16 protein-coding genes are annotated in these 16,137 nt (G+C 68.7%); 14 read left to right on the top strand and 2 right to left on the bottom strand.

What is annotated here, in order from left to right:
* The first annotated feature begins 99 nt into the window (after window positions 1-99).
* Genes QP045_RS08125 through QP045_RS08115 form a run of 3 tightly spaced genes read left to right on the top strand, consistent with a single transcriptional unit; the run spans window position 100 to window position 1,816 of the window.
* The gene (locus tag QP045_RS08125; protein ID WP_422514476.1) at window positions 100-372 is read left to right on the top strand and encodes an acyl carrier protein; all 273 of its coding nucleotides are present in this window, start codon (window positions 100-102) and stop codon (window positions 370-372) included.
* Window positions 369-1,037, top strand: a complete 669-nt coding sequence (locus QP045_RS08120; RefSeq protein ID WP_422514475.1) for a hypothetical protein — start codon at window positions 369-371, stop codon at window positions 1,035-1,037. Before QP045_RS08125 ends, QP045_RS08120 begins: the two co-directional genes overlap by 4 nt.
* The gene (locus tag QP045_RS08115) at window positions 1,022-1,816 is read left to right on the top strand and encodes a hydrolase 1, exosortase A system-associated (RefSeq protein ID WP_422514474.1); all 795 of its coding nucleotides are present in this window, start codon (window positions 1,022-1,024) and stop codon (window positions 1,814-1,816) included. Before QP045_RS08120 ends, QP045_RS08115 begins: the two co-directional genes overlap by 16 nt.
* Window positions 1,817-1,834: 18 nt before the next feature.
* On the opposite strand, the gene trxB is transcribed toward QP045_RS08115, so the two are convergent.
* Window positions 1,835-2,803, bottom strand: a complete 969-nt coding sequence (gene trxB, locus QP045_RS08110) for a thioredoxin-disulfide reductase (RefSeq protein ID WP_422514473.1) — start codon at window positions 2,801-2,803, stop codon at window positions 1,835-1,837.
* 159 nt (window positions 2,804-2,962) lie between these two features.
* On the opposite strand from trxB, the gene QP045_RS08105 reads away from it, so the two are divergent.
* The 11 genes from QP045_RS08105 to QP045_RS08055 all read left to right on the top strand — a co-directional run bounded on the left by QP045_RS08105 (window position 2,963) and on the right by QP045_RS08055 (window position 15,084).
* On the top strand, window positions 2,963-3,601 hold the full coding sequence (locus QP045_RS08105; RefSeq protein WP_422514472.1) for a peptidylprolyl isomerase: 639 nt from the start codon (window positions 2,963-2,965) through the stop codon (window positions 3,599-3,601).
* A 216-nt stretch (window positions 3,602-3,817) separates the two neighbouring features.
* Window positions 3,818-6,358 carry a TonB-dependent receptor gene (locus QP045_RS08100; protein ID WP_422514626.1) on the top strand — a complete coding sequence of 847 codons (2,541 nt, stop codon included), beginning with the start codon at window positions 3,818-3,820 and terminating at the stop codon, window positions 6,356-6,358.
* Between the two features lie 118 nt (window positions 6,359-6,476).
* Entirely contained in the window at window positions 6,477-7,238 is a 762-nt protein-coding gene (locus tag QP045_RS08095; protein WP_422514471.1) for a sulfite exporter TauE/SafE family protein, read from the top strand.
* A gap of 85 nt (window positions 7,239-7,323) precedes the next feature.
* Window positions 7,324-8,046: a sugar phosphate nucleotidyltransferase gene (locus QP045_RS08090; RefSeq protein ID WP_422514470.1), complete on the top strand. Its 723-nt coding sequence runs from the start codon at window positions 7,324-7,326 to the stop codon at window positions 8,044-8,046.
* Complete coding sequence (locus QP045_RS08085; protein ID WP_422514469.1) at window positions 8,046-9,170, top strand: hypothetical protein; 1,125 nt, start codon at window positions 8,046-8,048, stop codon at window positions 9,168-9,170. Before QP045_RS08090 ends, QP045_RS08085 begins: the two co-directional genes overlap by 1 nt.
* A gap of 46 nt (window positions 9,171-9,216) precedes the next feature.
* The gene (locus QP045_RS08080) at window positions 9,217-10,347 is read left to right on the top strand and encodes a CDP-alcohol phosphatidyltransferase family protein (protein WP_422514468.1); all 1,131 of its coding nucleotides are present in this window, start codon (window positions 9,217-9,219) and stop codon (window positions 10,345-10,347) included.
* Window positions 10,251-11,687 (top strand): lipopolysaccharide biosynthesis protein, encoded by a 1,437-nt coding sequence (locus QP045_RS08075; protein WP_422514467.1) that lies wholly within the window; start codon window positions 10,251-10,253, stop codon window positions 11,685-11,687. Before QP045_RS08080 ends, QP045_RS08075 begins: the two co-directional genes overlap by 97 nt.
* Window positions 11,688-11,777: 90 nt before the next feature.
* Window positions 11,778-12,254 carry a DUF2141 domain-containing protein gene (locus QP045_RS08070; RefSeq protein WP_422514466.1) on the top strand — a complete coding sequence of 159 codons (477 nt, stop codon included), beginning with the start codon at window positions 11,778-11,780 and terminating at the stop codon, window positions 12,252-12,254.
* Window positions 12,255-12,440: 186 nt separating this feature from the next.
* Window positions 12,441-13,427: a diacylglycerol/lipid kinase family protein gene (locus tag QP045_RS08065; protein ID WP_422514465.1), complete on the top strand. Its 987-nt coding sequence runs from the start codon at window positions 12,441-12,443 to the stop codon at window positions 13,425-13,427.
* Complete coding sequence (locus QP045_RS08060) at window positions 13,427-14,344, top strand: hypothetical protein (RefSeq protein ID WP_422514464.1); 918 nt, start codon at window positions 13,427-13,429, stop codon at window positions 14,342-14,344. Before QP045_RS08065 ends, QP045_RS08060 begins: the two co-directional genes overlap by 1 nt.
* Complete coding sequence (locus QP045_RS08055) at window positions 14,341-15,084, top strand: nucleotidyltransferase family protein (RefSeq protein ID WP_422514463.1); 744 nt, start codon at window positions 14,341-14,343, stop codon at window positions 15,082-15,084. Before QP045_RS08060 ends, QP045_RS08055 begins: the two co-directional genes overlap by 4 nt.
* On the opposite strand, the gene QP045_RS08050 is transcribed toward QP045_RS08055, so the two are convergent.
* The gene (locus tag QP045_RS08050) at window positions 15,081-16,118 is read right to left on the bottom strand and encodes a glycosyltransferase family 2 protein (protein WP_422514462.1); all 1,038 of its coding nucleotides are present in this window, start codon (window positions 16,116-16,118) and stop codon (window positions 15,081-15,083) included. The genes QP045_RS08055 and QP045_RS08050 overlap by 4 nt on opposite strands.
* Window positions 16,119-16,137: the final 19 nt, after the last annotated feature.

The following is a 16,137-nucleotide window of genomic DNA, read 5'->3' as shown; positions in this document are numbered from 1 at the left end:
GATGCCGACGCCAAAGCCACGCCTGCATCGGCGTGCGCAGCTTGGCTTTCGATGCACCGGACACTAACAGCTAAGGCGATTTGGCAAGAGGAAAAGCCCTTGGTTCCTGAACGTGCGAGCGAGATCGAAAACACCGTGCGCGCCGTGCTGCGCGACGTCCTGGGCCTGTCGGCCGATCGCGTAGCCGCATTCCACGACGAGACCGCGTTGTTCGGCGCCGTCCCGGAGCTGGATTCCATGGCGGTGGCCGGGGTCCTGACCGAACTGGAAGACCGGCTGGGCATCATGATCGAAGACGACGACATCGACGGCGAGACGCTGGAGACGTTCGGATCGCTGACCCGCTTCGCCATCGGCAAGGCGGTGGTTTGATCGACCGATACGACTGGGCGGGCGGGACCGAGGCGATGCTCCGCTTCGGTCCTGCCACGCATCCGGTCGTCGTGGCGGTATTGCCGCCGTTCGAAGAAGCGAACCGCACCCGCACACTGTTGGTGACGGTGCTGCGCCGGCTGGCCGAGCAAGGCATTGCGGGCGCCCTGCCCGCCCTGCCCGGACAGGGCGAAAGCCTGCTCCCGACCGAGGACGCGACGCTGGCCGACTGGCGCGCCGCCTTTGCCGCCGCAGTGACGGCGCTTCCCCAGCCCTGTTTTTCCCTGAGCGTGCGTGCCGGCGCGCTGATCGACGCGGAGGCCCCCGTCACCGCCCGCTGGTCGCTGTCGCCCCAGAGCGGTGCGGAGCTGCGGCGCGAGCTCCAGCGGGTCCGCCGGGCAGCCGGCGGACCGGATCCGGCAGCGGGAGAAGTCACCGAAGTCGCCGGCAACCGCATCTCGGCGGCGCTGTGGGAGGAACTCGCACACGCCGAAACCGGTACGATCGACCGCATCGTGCGGCTTGAGGGCGACGCGCGTCCGGCCGATGCGCGCCTGCCGCAGCCGCCGCCGTGGCGACGTTCAGAGCCCAAGTGCGACCCGGCGCTGGTCGAAGCACTGGTCGCGGACATCACGAGATGGGTTCGGGCATGGCGCGGCGCCTGATTTCCTTCCCCTGCGCGGGAGAGACGCTTGCCGGCACGCTCGACGAAGCGCCGGGCAGCACCGGGCTGCTGATCGTGTCGGGCGGCAACGAGATCCGAGCGGGTGCGCATCGCGGCATGACAATGCTCGCCGCGCGGATCGCTGCCGACGGCTATCCCGTGTTCCGCTACGACCGGCGCGGGATCGGCGATTCGACGGGGGTAAATCGCGGCTTTGCCGACAGCGGCCCGGATCTGGTCGCAGCGGCAGCGGCGTTCCGCGCGGAAGCACCGGCAGTCGGCCGCGTGCTCGGCTTCGGCAATTGCGATGCAGCGACGACGCTGGCGCTGTTCCACCGGGAGGCCGGGCTGGACGCATTGCTGCTCGCCAACCCGTGGCTGGTTGAGAGCGCGGGCGACACGCCGCCGGCCGCCGCAGTGCGCGCGCGCTATGCCGCGCGGCTGGCGGATCCCGCCCAGTGGCTGCGGCTGCTGCGCGGTCAGGTCGACCTGCGCAAGTTCGGGCGCGGACTGCGCACGCTGGCGACGCCCGCGCCGATGGGCCTTGCGGATCAGGTCGCCGCCGCGCTTGCCGCCAGCGCCGTGCCGGCGACGTTATTGCTGGCGCGCGAGGACAATACCGCTATCGCCTGTGCCGACGCATGGCGCCGGCCCGCGTTTGACGCGGTGCGCGAGCGGGTGCCGGTGCGGATACTGGACACGGCCAGCCACAGCTTCGCCCGCGAAACGGACGCGGCGTGGCTGCACGCCCGGGTGGCGGAAGCGCTGGCGGCTCTTTAGCGCGCCAGCGCCTGCGGCTTACTCGGCGGCTTCGGCGATCTTTTCGAAGTCCGCTTCCGCCAGGAAGCGCTCGGCATCGAGCGCTGCCATGCAGCCGGTGCCCGCCGCCGTCACCGCCTGGCGATAGACCTTGTCGGTGACGTCGCCGCACGCGAATACGCCTGGCACGTTGGTGCGGGTCGAGCCCTTTTCGACGACGATATAGCCGTCCTCGTCGAGCTCGACATGGCCGCGGAACAGCTCGGTCGCGGGGTGATGGCCGATCGCGACGAAGCCGCCGTCGACATCGATCCGGGAAAGCTCGCCGGTAACCGTGTCCTTGAGCTCGATCCCGACGAGGCCGGCGGTGCCGCCGCCGTCGATGAAGCGCTCGACCTTCTTGTTCCACAGCACGCTGACCGCCTCGTGCGCGAACAGCCGCTCCTGCAGGATCTTTTCCGCGCGGAAGCTGTCGCGGCGGTGGATGATCGTCACGTCGGGCGAGTGGTTTGTGAGGTAGAGCGCCTCCTCGACCGCGGTGTTGCCGCCGCCGATCACCGCCACCTTCTTGCCGCGGTAGAAGAAGCCGTCGCAGGTCGCGCAGGCGCTGACGCCCTTGCCCTTCAACGCTTCCTCGCTCTCAAGGCCGAGCCAACGGGCCTGGGCACCGGTCGCGATCACCAGCACGTCGCCTTCATAGACGTCGCCGCCGTCGCCGATCAGGCGGAACGGGCGCTTGCTCACGTCCACCTCGACGATGGTGTCGTACATCATCCGGGTGCCGACATGCTCGGCCTGGGCCTGCATCTGCTCCATCAGCCACGGTCCCTGGATCACCTCGGCAAAGCCGGGGTAATTCTCGACATCGGTGGTGGTGGTCAGCTGGCCGCCGGGCTGGATGCCCTGCACCACGATCGGGTTCAGGCCGGCGCGCGCGCCATAAATGGCGGCGGAGAGCCCGGCCGGGCCGGAGCCGAGAATCAGCATGCGGGTCGTGTGGATGGTCATCGTTTTTCCGTCTCGAAACTGTTGCGCCATTAACGGCACGGCGGGTGCGACCGCAACATGGGGATGCGCATGGCCCCGTCCCAGCAAAGAAAAGCTCCGGCATTATCAAGCCACCGCCCCCGCTGGCGCCGTGCGGGCCGAGCGCATAGTCTGCCGCCCATGTTGAAACGCCTGCTCCTGATCGTCGTGGCGCTGTGCGCCGTCCCTGCCCTGGCCCGGACGCCCGTCGCGCCGGCGCCCGCTGCGCCGCCTGCCGCGGCAGGAACCGTCCGGGTGAAGGTGGATACGAGCGAAGGCAGCTTCGTGCTGGAGCTGGAGAAGACCCGGGCGCCGATCACCACCGCCAATTTCCTGCGCTATGTCGACGAGAAGCGGCTGGACGGTACGGTTTTCTATCGCACGGTGCGCGTCACCCCGACCTTCGGCTTCGTCCAGTTCGGCGTGCAGAACGCGCCCAAGCGGGTGCTGCCGCCGATCGCGCATGAGCCGACCACGCAGACCGGCGTCCGCCACGTCGACGGCGCGATCTCGATCGCGCGGCTGGCGCCAGGCACCGCGCAGGGCGACTTCACCATCAGCGTCGGCGACCAGCCCTCGCTCGACGCGGACCCGAGCAAGCCGGGCGACAACCTAGGCTATGCCGCCTTTGGCCGGGTGGTGGAGGGCATGGACGTCGTCCACCGCATCCTGAACGCCCCGGTCAGCGAAGGCGGGCATTTCAAGGGCGAGATGATCGCCCAGCCGATCCGCATCCTTTCCGCTCGCCAGATGGCAGCGGCTCCCAGCCCGCAACCCTGATCGAGCGCGAGCGCGCGCCCGCAAGCAATAATCAAACGGTTCCGGACGTCCGAAACGGCGCGGGTAGCCGGCGGGAAAGCCGTGCTTCGCGCTGGTAAAGCAACATGCGTGTTGATATCCCATCCACTTAGTAGAGATTGGCGGCAGATGTAGGGGAGATCGAATGTGCCGACCATGTTTTCGGAAGCGCCGAACAGGAACTCGCTCGTGCCGGGCATGTCCGGGCATGGGGCGGCCGACGCGCTCCGACAGGGCCGTTCGACGCTCCGGTCGGTTCTGGTCGCCGGGACCGCGCTTGCCACCTTTCTGGCCGGGGGTTCCGCCTTTGCGCAGACCGTCGATCCGGTTTCGGCCATCGAGCCCCCAGCCGCCGAAGTCACTGCCCCCGACGTTGAAGAGGAGCAGGCCGCCGGCGCTGTACGGTCTGGCGATATCGTCGTCACCGCGCGGCGCCGGGTGGAGAACGTCCAGGACGTGCCGATCGCGATGTCCGTCATCGGCGGCGACACGCTCGATGCGCAGGGTGCGTACAACATCAGCCGGCTCACCCAACTCCAGCCAACGCTCCAGTTCTTTTCCACGAACCCGCGCAACACGTTCATCAACATCCGCGGCATCGGCGCACCGTTCGGCCTGACGAACGACGGGTTCGAGCAGGGCGTCGGCATCTATGTCGACCAGGTCTATTACAACCGCATCGCCTCTGCGACGCTGGACTTCGTCGATGTCGAGCGGATCGAGGTGCTGCGCGGGCCGCAGGGGACGCTGTACGGCAAGAACACGACGGCCGGCGCCATCAACATCACCACGCGCGCGCCGAGCTTTGAATTCGAGGGCCGGGCCGAAGTTTCGGCGGGCAACTATAACTTCAAGCAGGGCAAGGTGTCGGTGTCCGGGCCGCTGTCCGACACGGTGGCGGCGCGGCTGAGCCTGTCCACCACGGACCGCCGCGGCACGATCTACAACGTCACCAGCGGCAACTGGATCAACTCGCAGGACACGCTGGGCGTGCGCGGCGCGGTGCTGTGGAAGCCGAGCGACGACCTGCGCGTCACCCTGGCGGGCGACTTCAACGTCCAGGATCCGATCTGCTGCGGCCAGATCTATGCGCGCGTTGGCACGACCCAGCGTGCGCTCAACCGCCAATATGCCGCGCTGACCGCGCTGTTCCCCGGCTATCAGGTCCCGAGCACCAATCCGTTCGATCGGCTGACCGACCTCGACGCAGAGCTTGCCGCGCGCAACGAGCTGGGCGGCGCGTCGATGCGGGTGGAATGGGACCTCGGCCCCGGCACGCTGACCTCCGTCACGGCATGGCGCTATTGGGACTGGGGGCCGAAGAACGACCGCGATTTCACCGGGCTGCCGATCTACACCAAGGTCAACAACCCGACGCACCAGGACCAGTACACCCAGGAGCTGCGCTACGCCTATGACGCGGGCAAGCTGGACTTCGTCGTGGGCGCCTTTGCCTTTTACCAGAAGAACCACACCACCGGCATCCAGGAGACCGGCCCGGCCGCCAGCGCCTGGCTGCTGGCACCCAGCAGCGCTCTTTCCCGCAACCCGGCGGTGCTGAACGGCATCACCGCCGAGAACGATATCCTGCTCAAGAACCTGAGCCTGGCCGCGTTCGGCAAGCTCAACTGGCACGCGACGGAGCGGCTGACGATCTCGCCCGGCCTTCGCGTCAACTATGACAAGAAGGATGGGCGGTATAACTCGGTCGTGACGGGGACGGCATCGGACGGCACCCGCCAGCTGATCACCAACGACACCACCAATCCCTATTACAACGATCCCTGGACGGCGGCGCAGCGCGGCACCCAGTCGTCGCAGTTCTTCGAGCCGAAGTTCAGCGACTGGAACGTGTCCTACGACCTCAACCTGTCGTACGACGTCGCCCCGGACGTCATGACCTATGCGACCTATGCGCGTTCGTTCAAGACCGGCGGGATCAACCTGAACGGCGTGCCGAGCCGCCCCGACGGGACCCCGGCCCTTGAGGTCGCGCAGATCAAGCCGGAAAAGGTCGACCATTTCGAGCTGGGCCTGAAGACGCAGTTCTGGGATCGCCGGGCGACGTTCAACGTCACGGGCTTCTGGACGCAGATCAAGGACTTCCAGGCGAGCGTCATCAGCAACATCAGCGGCAGCAACGTGCTGCGCGGCTATCTCGCCAACGCCGGGAAGGTGCGGGTGCGCGGTGTCGAGGCCGACTTCTCGGTGCGTCCGTCGGAGCGGCTGTCCGCCTATCTCAACGGCGCCTTCACCGACCATGAATTCGTGAAGTTCGTCGACGCCCCCTGCCCGCCGGAACTGGCGGGTGGCGGCACCGGCACCCCGATCGGCGCGCCGGCAACGCCCGGCACCAACAGCCCGGCGAACTGCGACGTTTCGGGGCAATGGCTGCCCGGCATCTCGAAATGGGCGTTCTCCTGGGGAGCGGAATACAACCTGCCCGCCAACGTCCTCGGCCGCGAGGGGCAGGCCTATGTCGGCTATGACGCGAGCTATCGTTCGAAGTTCTCGTCCAACGCCTCGCGCTCGATCTACACGGATATCTCGGGCTATTCGCTGCACAATTTCCGCGCCGGCTTCCGCACCGAGGGCTTTGACATCTTTGGCTGGGTTCGCAACGCGTTCGACCAGGATTACTTCGAATCCCTGGCAGTCACGCCCGGCAACACCGGGCTGATTTCCGCACAGCTGGCAGACCCCCGGACCTGGGGCGGGACGGTAAGCTTCTCGTTCTGATCCTCGACCGGCGTCCCGGCAGCAACCGTCGCTGCCGGGACGCCGCTAAACCAGAACTATGTTGTTGGTGACGCCCCGCCACGGCATGACGGAAGCGGTCACAACAGGGAAGATGCCGGTGGATCTGTCGTTCAGCGTAGAAGCGTTGTTGCCGTTCATTGCCGTTGGGTTCGGTGCCCAGATCATCGATGGAGCGCTTGGCATGGCGTTCGGCGTCATCTGCAATACGCTGCTGGTCGCGGTGCTCGGCGTCTCCCCGGCACGCGCTTCCGCGAACGTCCATGTGGTCGAGACCTTTACGACGGCCGTGTCGGGCATCAGCCACTTCCTGTCGGGAAATATCGACAAGAAGCTGTTCCTGCGGCTGCTGGTCCCCGGGATCATCGGCGGCGTCTGCGGCGCCTATCTGCTCACCAATCTCGATGGTGACACGGTAAAGCCCTGGGTTCTGGGGTACCTGGTCGCGATTGGCATCTACCTCCTGATCCGCGGCATTCTGTTCCCGCCCAAGATCGCCAAGCCCCGCGTCGTCGAGCCCCTGGGCCTGGTCGGCGGCTTCCTCGATGCGGCCGGCGGCGGCGGCTGGGGCCCGATCGTCACCTCGAACCTGCTGGTGCAGGGCGTCGAGCCGCGCAAGGTCGTGGGCACCGTCAACAGCGTCGAGTTCTTTTTGACGCTCACCGTCTCGGCGACCTTCATCTACAACCTGGGCATGCGGGACTTCGCGACCGCGACCGTCGGCCTGCTGATCGGCGGCATCATGGCCGCGCCGTTCGGGGCGATCATGGCCAAGCGCATCCCGACCAAGACGATGCTGATCCTGGTGGGAACGGTGCTGACGATCACCAGCAGCTATGGCTTCATCCGGGCGCTCGGCTGACGTCGGGGGGCGGTCCGACCCTGCGACCGCCCCGTCCGAAGCCGGCAAAGCTGACAAGCCTGCCCCCACAAGCTACAGCGGCGCCATGAAAGCGGTCATCCTGAGCGCGGGCTATGGCTCCCGTCTGCTCCCCCTCACGATGGAAATTCCCAAGTGCCTGGTGAAGGTGGAGGGGCGCGAGATCCTGCTCCAGCAGCTCACCGCGCTCGCCGAGGCCGGTGTCCGCGAAGCCGCGATCGTGGTCGGCTATCGCCACCGCCAAGTCCGCGAGTTCGTCGCCGAGCGGGCGCTGCCGCTGCGGGTTTCCACCGTGTTCAATCCCTTCTGGTCGGTGAGCAACAGCATCGGCAGCGTGTGGGTGGCGCGCGAGCATCTGCTCGCCCCGTTCTGCCTGCTGAACGGCGACACCATCTTTGACGAGACGGTGCTGACGGAGGCGCTGCGCCAGCCGCCGCCCGGCATCGGCCTGCTGGTAGAGGCGACGCGCGGCCACATCCTGGACGACATGCGGGTGGCGGTGTCGGACGGCCGGGTGACGGCAGTCGCCAAGGACCTGAACCCCGCCCGCACGACCCACCGCTCGCTGGGCGTCATCACCAGCACCGGAAGCGACGGCGCCTATGCCCATGCGCTCCAGACCGTGATCGAGCGCGACAGCGGCCACGCCGCCTATCATCACGCGATCGTCGCCGAGCTTGCCGCGACCGTCGGCGTCTCCGCGATCGAGCATCAGGCCGGCAAGTGGCAGGAGATCGACCGGCCCGAGGACATCGACGCCTGGGGACAGGCGCAGCGGACGTCGGCCTGATGCGCGACAGGGTCGCCTTCCTGTTCCTGGGCGAGACGCTGCTGATCCCGCACCTCTTCCCGATCGTCGAGGCGCTCGCAGACCTTGCCCCGGACCTGCCGCAGGACCTGTGGGTCAGCACCTCGATGCACGAGGCGCTGATCGGCGGGTGGCTAGCCGAGCGATCGGGCGCCCACATCCGCACCCGCCGCGCGCCCGGGTTCCGCCGGGTGGCGGTGGACGCCGGCACCAACCCGGAACTGCCGCCCAAGCTGCCGATGCTGGCAGGGCTTGCGCCGCGACTGCTGCGGGTGCCGGTCGCGGTGTGCGCCGAACAGACGAGCCTCTGGCTGCCGCGGCTGCTGCCCCTCCCCACCCGGTTCGTGAAAACCTCCCACGGTGTCGGATCGATGAGCGCGCGCGACGATCGTCGACGCCGGGCGGCGTGGCGGACGCTGGTGCCGAGCGAGCGGGAGCGCCGGACCTATCTGGAGCGCGGCATGCCGCCCGAACGGATCGTCGCCACCGGCTATGTGAAGGCGGGGTTTCGCCAGCGCAGCTATGCCCGGCCGGATTTCGCGGAGCAGCGGCCGGTCATCCTCTACAACCCGCATTGGCAGCAGCACCGCTCGTCCTGGTGGCGCTGGGGGGCCGAGGTCGTCCGGCGGGTGCTGGCCGAGGGCAAGTGGAACCTGATCTTCGCGCCGCATCAGCGGCTGGTCGAACGCGCTCCCGAGGTTCGCGCCTTGTGCGAGGAACTGCGTGGCCGCAGCGACGTGCACTGCGATTACGAGAGCTTCGCCGCGGTCGATGGCAGTTACACGGCCGCAGCCGACCTGTATCTGGGCGACACGTCGAGCCAGGTGCTCGAGTTCCTGGTCCGCCCGCGCCCGTGCGTGTTCCTGAACGCCGGCGAGGCCGCCTGGCAGGAGGACCCGTCCTACGGCATGTGGGTCGCAGGCGAGGTCGTCGACACGCTCGAAGCGCTGCTCCCCGCGCTGGCGCGTGCGTCGGCCGAACATTCGCGGTTCGCGGCGGCGCAGGCAGCGCTGGCGAGCGAGTCGCTGGGTGACACCAGCGGCGCGGCACCGGCGCGCGCGGCGGCAGAAATCCTCGACGTGCTAAGGGCGGGCGGCCGGGGATGACGGCTTTCCGCTCGCAATCGTCGCCTGATCGGCTATCGGCGCGGGTATGACATCCAAGGACGCCCAGCCCCGGCCGGCAGTCACGCCCGTCGGCAGCAACCCGACGCTGCTGTGGGGGATGACCAACGAAGAGCGCGTGCGGCGGATCGCCGCATCGCGCGATCTGGCATTCACGACGCAGCCGACCACGCCCACGATCCTCGTGAACCTGCGCTTCGCATTCGACCCGGTGTGGATCACCCACCTGACCGGCAAGCCGGGCACGCTGGTGACGCGCAACGGCGTTCCCGCGCTCGCCCATGTCGCAACCGATGCCGAGCGCGACGCGGTGCTGGCGGCAATGGCGGCGCAGGCGCCGCTCGCCCCGGGCACCGGCATGGTCGAGATCCCCGCCGAGGCCGAGGAAGGCATCTTCAACGAGGCACTGCGCAAGCGCGAACGCCCGTTCGTCGAACTGCTGGTGCCCGAGGCGGTGCCCGCGATCGAACGCGCGAGCTACACCGGCGCCTACAAGGGCGTGACCGACCTCCTCACCAAATATCTGTGGCCGGAATGGGCGTTCGCGCTCACCCGCATCGCCGCGCGGCTGGGGATCACCCCCAACCAGGTGACGGCGGCGGGCACCGTCCTGTGCATTATCGCCACCATCGCCTTCTGGCACGGCTGGTTCTGGACAGGGCTGGTCACGGGCCTGGTCTTCATGGTGTTCGACACCGTCGACGGAAAGCTCGCGCGCTGCACGATCACCGCGTCCAAGCTGGGCGATGCCTGGGATCATGGCGTCGACCTGGTTCACCCGCCCTTCTGGTGGTGGGCCTGGGCGGCGGGATGCGCGGCGTACGGCCGGCCGCTCACCGACCAGATGTTCTGGCTGGTCATCGGGACGATGTTGTTCGGCTATGTCGCGCAGCGGCTGATCGAGGGCGCGTTCATCGTCCGCTTTGGCATGCACATCCATGTGTGGGAGCGGTTCGACAGCTGGTTCCGGCTCATCACCGCGCGGCGTAATCCGAACATGGTGATCCTGTTTTTCATGCTGCTGATACAGCGGCCCGATTGGGGTATCATCGGCGTGGCGGCGTGGACCGCGATCTCGCTGGTGGTCCACCTGGTGCGGCTGCTGCAGGCGATGCTGGCCGCCCGGCGCGGCGAAAGGGTTACAAGCTGGCTCGCCTGAACCCGTTCGCGTCGAACGCTGCCAAGCCGCGCAAGGGGTTTGGCAGCGTCGCGCGCAACCTGGGTTGGCTGCTGGCCGGACGCGGCGTGACCGCGGTGCTGTCGCTCTTCTACCTCGCGATCCTGACACGGACGCTGGGCGTCACCGACTTCGGCCGCTTCTCGATCATCGTCGGCGCCTCCCAGGTGCTGGTGGCGCTGGTCGGGTTCCAGACCTGGCAGATCATCGTCCGGTTCGGCACCGCCCATCGCTCCGCTGGCGATCTCGACCGCCTGGGCCGGCTGTTCCGCGCCTGCACCGCACTCGACGCGACCAGCGCGGTGATCGGCGTGGGCGTTGCGGCCACCATCCTCAGCCTGTGGGGCGAGATGCTGGGCATCGGCCCGACGTTGTGGCGGGCGACCTTCATCTTCACGATCATCCAGCTGCTGTCGCTTCGCTCGACGCCGCTGGGCATCCTGCGGCTGAACGACAATTTCTCGCTGGCGACACTCGCCGACAGTGCGACCCCGGTGGTGCGGCTCGTCGGCGCGGCCCTGGTCGCGCTGATCCACCCGACGCTGCAGGGGTTCCTGGTGGCCTGGATGGCCGCCGAACTGCTGACCGCTGCCGCCTATTGGCTGATGGTCGCGCGCACCGGGCAGCTGCGGCTGATGCGGCGCCACGGCCGCGGCCTGCGCGCGGTCGTCGCCGACAATCCGGGCATCGTCCAGTTCGCGATCAGCACCAACGCCAATGCGACCTTCACCCTGTCGAGCAAGCAGTTCCCGCTGCTGCTGGTCGGTGGCATCGCCGGGACCACGGCGGCGGGCGAGTTCCGGCTGGCCGTCCAGCTTGCCCAGGCGATGACCAAGCTTTCGCAACTGCTCGCCCGTGCCGCTTTTCCGGAAATCGTGCGCTCGATCGATGCCGGCGGCTTGCGCAAGATCGGCCGCCTGCTGGTGCGCTCCGTATCGGTCGCGACGCTGGTGGCGGTACTGGTGTTCGGCACGCTGCTCCTGGCTGGCGAGCACGTGCTGGCGCTCGTCGGCGGGCCGGAGTTCACCAGCGCCTATTCCAGCCTGTTGTGGCTGACGGCGGCGGGCTGCGTCGACCTGTGCACGGTCGGGTTCGAGCCGGTGCTGATGGCGGCGAACCGCGCCGGAAGCGCGTTTCTGGTGCGGTTGCTCGCGACCGGCACGATGTTCGCGTCGGCGTTCCTGCTCGCGCCGACCATGGGGGCGAACGGGATCGCCGCCGGAGTGCTCATCGCATCGGTAGTGACGGCGGTGCTGCTCGCGGTGATGCTGGCACGCGCGATCCGGCGCGACCGGCTACGGACGGAGGGGACGAGCTTCTGATCAGGGCCGGCGCCTGATCGGGGCCGCCCATCTCCGGTTCATCCGGGCTGGTGCACAAGGGGACCCATATTGTTGCAACGAGGGTCTTCGATGACGCGTCCGCTCTTTTCCGTCCTGGGCCTGATCGCCAGCACTGCCGTGTTCGCCGCGAGCCCCGCGCAGGCGGCGCCTATCTGCGTCGGCACGCCCGGCAACGGCACTGTGAAGCTGGAGGTGACGGCCACCAGCCTGCGCAACGCCGATGGTGAAGTCGCCTTCACCGTCTATCCCGACGACAGCAGCCGTTTCCTGAAGCCGGGCACCAAGCTCGCCCGCGCACGGGTCAAGGCGAGCGCGCCGACCACCCGCGCCTGTTTCTGGCTGCCGCCGGGACATTATGCGCTGGCGACCTATCACGACGAGAACGGCGACCGGAAGTTCAACCGCACCGCCCTGGCGCCCAAGGAGGGCTTCGGCTTTTCGAACGATGCGCCGACGACGCTTGGCATTCCGACGTTCAAGGCGACGCGCTTTGCCGTGCCGGCGGGCGGCGGGAGCATCTCGATCAAGACGCGCTACGGACGCTAGGTCGCCGAAACAGGGCAGTTCCCCGGTGAAATCCGAGGAAAGCGCCGCCAAGGGGTAGCGCTGCCACAAAAGTGACACGATATGGGCGCGGACGGGCTAATGGCGCGGTGCATGCGCCCGCCTCCTGTTCCGCTTCATGGCCCGGGGGCGCGTTTGAAGAAGATTAGCTCAGAACCGATAGAGCAGATGGCGTCCGCACCCCTTCCTGACACAATCGCCCGCGATCGCAGCATCCGCCGCGCCGGCCCGCCGCGCGTCGGCATCATCAGCAACAGCCGCAGCCATCGCAACCGCGTGCGCGGTGCCGAGGCTGCGGTCGTGCCGGCCGATACGCCGAACCTGCTGTACCGCGGCCCGCGCACCCTGCCCGCGCTCGCCCATGCCCTTCGCGAGTTCCGCGACGCCGGGGTCGAACTGCTGATCGTCGACGGCGGCGACGGGACCGTGCGCGACGTGCTGACCTGCGCCCACAGCATCTTCGAAGGCGCGATGCCGCGGCTTGCGGTGGTGCCCTCAGGCAAGACCAACGCGCTGGCGCTGGACCTGGGCATTCCCCCCGAATGGACGGTGCAGGACGCGCTGCACGCCAGCGCATCCGGCACGGTTCGCACCCGCGCTTCGGTCGAGATCCTGCGCGGCGATGCGGAGGAGCCGGAACTGTGCGGCTTCCTGTTCGGCGCGGGCGCCTTTGTGCGTGCGACCGAGCTTGCCCAGCGCACGCACAAGGCCGGCGCGTTCAACAGCTTTGCGGTCGGCATCTCGCTCTTCTGGGGCGTGGCGCAGACGCTGTTCGGCGGCCGCGACAACGACTGGCGCGCGGGCGAACCGGTGCGGCTGCAGCTCGACCAGGGCCCGGCGGTCGACAAGACCCTCTATATCCTGTTCAGCTCCACGCTTGAGCGGCTTCCGCTCAAGGTGAAGCCGTTCGGCAGGGTGCGCCCCGGCCTCAAGATGCTGACGGTCGACGCGCCGCCGTTGAAGATGGCGCGGGCGGTGCCGGCACTGCTGCGCGGATCCGAGGCTGCGTGGCTGAAGAAGGCGGGCTATCACCGCGACGACGTCAGCTCCTTCACCATCACCCTGGACGGCGGCTTCATCCTTGACGGCGAGCTGTACGAGGGCGGCACCGTGACGGTGCGCCAGGGAGCCCCGCTCGAGTTCGTGACGCCCTGATGAGCCCGTTGCGCAGCGCCATTGCCGAAATGCTGGCCGCCGAGGTCCGGCCGGAGATCGTCGAGGCTGCCGCCGTCGTAGCCGGGCGGCTCGGCGGGTCGGCGGTGCTGTTCTATGGATCGGTGTTGCGGACCGGCGACCTCGACGGCCTGCTCGATTTCTATGTGCTGACCGAGGGCCCGCCCGCACCGGGTCTGCGCGGCGTCGCATCGCGCACGCTGTGGCCGGACATCAGCTTTGAGGAAGTGCAGGTCGGCGACCTCCAGCTGCGCGCCAAGGTCGCGACCATGAACTTGTCCGTGTTTGCGAAGGCCGCCACCGGCGCGCTTGCCGACACCACCATCTGGACGCGCTTCGTCCAGCCGAGCGCGCTGCTGTGGATCGCCGGAGCCGCACAGGCCGAGGCCGTGGTCGATGCAATCCAGGCGGCCGCGATCACCGCCGCGCGGTTTGCAGCGGTGCTGGGGCCGCCGGAGGGCGCACCCGCAGAATATTGGAAGGCGCTGTTCCGCGAAACCTATCGCTCGGAACTGCGTGTCGAGCAGCCGGGGCGCGAGGACCAGATCCTCGCCTATGACCCGGATCGCTATGCGGCACTGCTGCGGCTGGCCTGGGATGTCGACGGCATCCCCTATCGGGAGACGCCGTCCGGCGTGGCGCCGATGCTGTCGGCCGACGCGCGTGCGCAGTTGCTGCGCAGCTGGCGATCGCGGCGCCGGACGGGCAAGCCGCTCAACGCACTGCGGCTGGTGAAGGCGGCGTTCCTCCTCGACGGCGCGGCCCGTTATGGGGCGTGGAAGGTCGAGCGGCACACCGGCGTGCCGGTCAAGTTGACGCCCTGGGCAGAACGGCATCCGCTGCTCGCGGCGCCGGGCGTGCTGTGGAAAGTCTGGCGCGCGCGGACCCCGGCGCGATGAGCTTCCATGCCCTCATCCTCGCGGGATCGCGCGGTGGTGCCGACCCGGTCGCGGACTATGCCGGGGTGCCGGCCAAGGCCCTGATCACGATCGGCACCTCGACCATGCTCGCGCGCGTGGTGGAGGCGCTGCGGGCGGCAGGCGCGGCGCGGATCGGCGTGTCGGTGTCCGACCCCGCGGTTGCCGAGCATGCCGCGACGCTGGGAGTCGAAGTGCTCACCGCAGAGGCGGGACCCAGTGCGAGCGCCCGCAGCGGCCTCGCGGCGCTCGGCACACCCCTGCTGGTGACGACCGCCGACCACGCGCTGCTCGAGCCTGAGTGGATCACCGCGTTCCTGGAGGCGACGCCCGCGGGGGCGGACGTCACCGCCCTGCTCGCCCGGCGCGACGTGATCGAGGCCGCGGTTCCGGACACACAGCGCACCTATCTTCGCTTTGCGGACGGCAGCTGGTCGGGCTGCAACCTCTTCTATCTCGCCACCGCAAAGGCGAACGCGGCCCTGGACCTCTGGTCGCAGGTGGAGGCGGACCGGAAGCGGCCGTGGCGGATCGTCCGTCGGCTGGGGACCGGTACGCTGCTGCGCTACCTCATGGGGTGGCTGACGCTCGACCAGGCGCTGACCCGGCTGGGGGCGGCAGCGGGCATTTCGGCGCGCGCGGTCGCCAGCCCCTTTGGACTTGCCGCCGTCGACGTCGACAAGCCTGCCGACCTGGACCTCGTGCGGCGCCTGACGGACTAGCGGCGCAGGCCCAGCAGGACCGGAGCGCTTTTCACCAGCCAGCGACGCGACGGCGCCGCGGCGAGGCTGGCGGCCAGGGGTGAGCGCAGATAGGCGCGGACCGCCGCCGCACGTCCGATCGTCGGCGCCGCCACCCGACAGGCGAGCAGCCAGAACCAGCCGGTCGCAAGCGTCATGCCGTCCTGCGGGACATAGCGGCTCTGCGCATTGCGATCCCGCAGCTCCCGCAGCCAGCAGTCCGCCCAGCCGAGGAAATCCGCCGGCAGTTCGACGCCAGTTAGCTTGGTTTTGCCGAGCAGCGTGTGGCGATGAAGGTCTTCGGCATCATAGGTCATGCCGATCTGCGCGAGCGGCTCGGCATAGAGCCCCGTCTTGCACTCGCGGATACGGTCCTGCCGCTGGAACACGGTCTGGCCGGGATGCACGCGCCGGTCGATCAGGACCCGCGGCAGGTTCGCCAGTTCGTGGCTGCGCGCCAGCCGTACGAACAGGTCGAGGTCCTCGCACACGTCGTAGCTCGCCTGGTAGGGAAAGGCCTTGAGCACCTCCGCGCGGCCCATGATGGACGATTGCTGGAACGCGGACCGGAACAACAGCCAGGCGGCGATGTCCGGGGCGTCGAGCGGCGGCATCCGCAGGCCCGAGGTATGGCGCCCGCCCGGGTCGATCTTGCCGGCGCAGCTGCCGACCATCGCGACCCGCGGGTTGCGCTGCAGGAAACCGACCTGTGTGCCGAGCCGTTCGGGCCGCGCCAGGTCGTCGCTGTCGAGCCATGCGATCAGCTGGCCCCGTGCCGCGTCCAGCCCGGTGTTGCGCGCGGTCGGGATGCCGAGGTTTCGGGCGTGCCGCACCAGGCGGATGCGGGAATCGCCGAATGCCTCGATGACGGCGACCGAATGGTCGGTCGATCCGTCGTCCACCGCCACCAGCTCGAAATCGCCGAAGCGCTGCGCCAGGATGCTGCGGATCGCATCCCCGACCATGTGCGCCCGGTTGTAGACCGGGATGACGACAGAGACGGCCGGACGCGACATGACGACGCGATAGACGCAC

Source organism: Sphingomonas sp. 3-13AW (assembly GCF_049311085.1).
Lineage (GTDB): Bacteria > Pseudomonadota > Alphaproteobacteria > Sphingomonadales > Sphingomonadaceae > Sphingomonas.
Note: the sequence above shows the minus strand (reverse complement) of the source record. Positions and strands in the feature narration are given on the sequence as shown.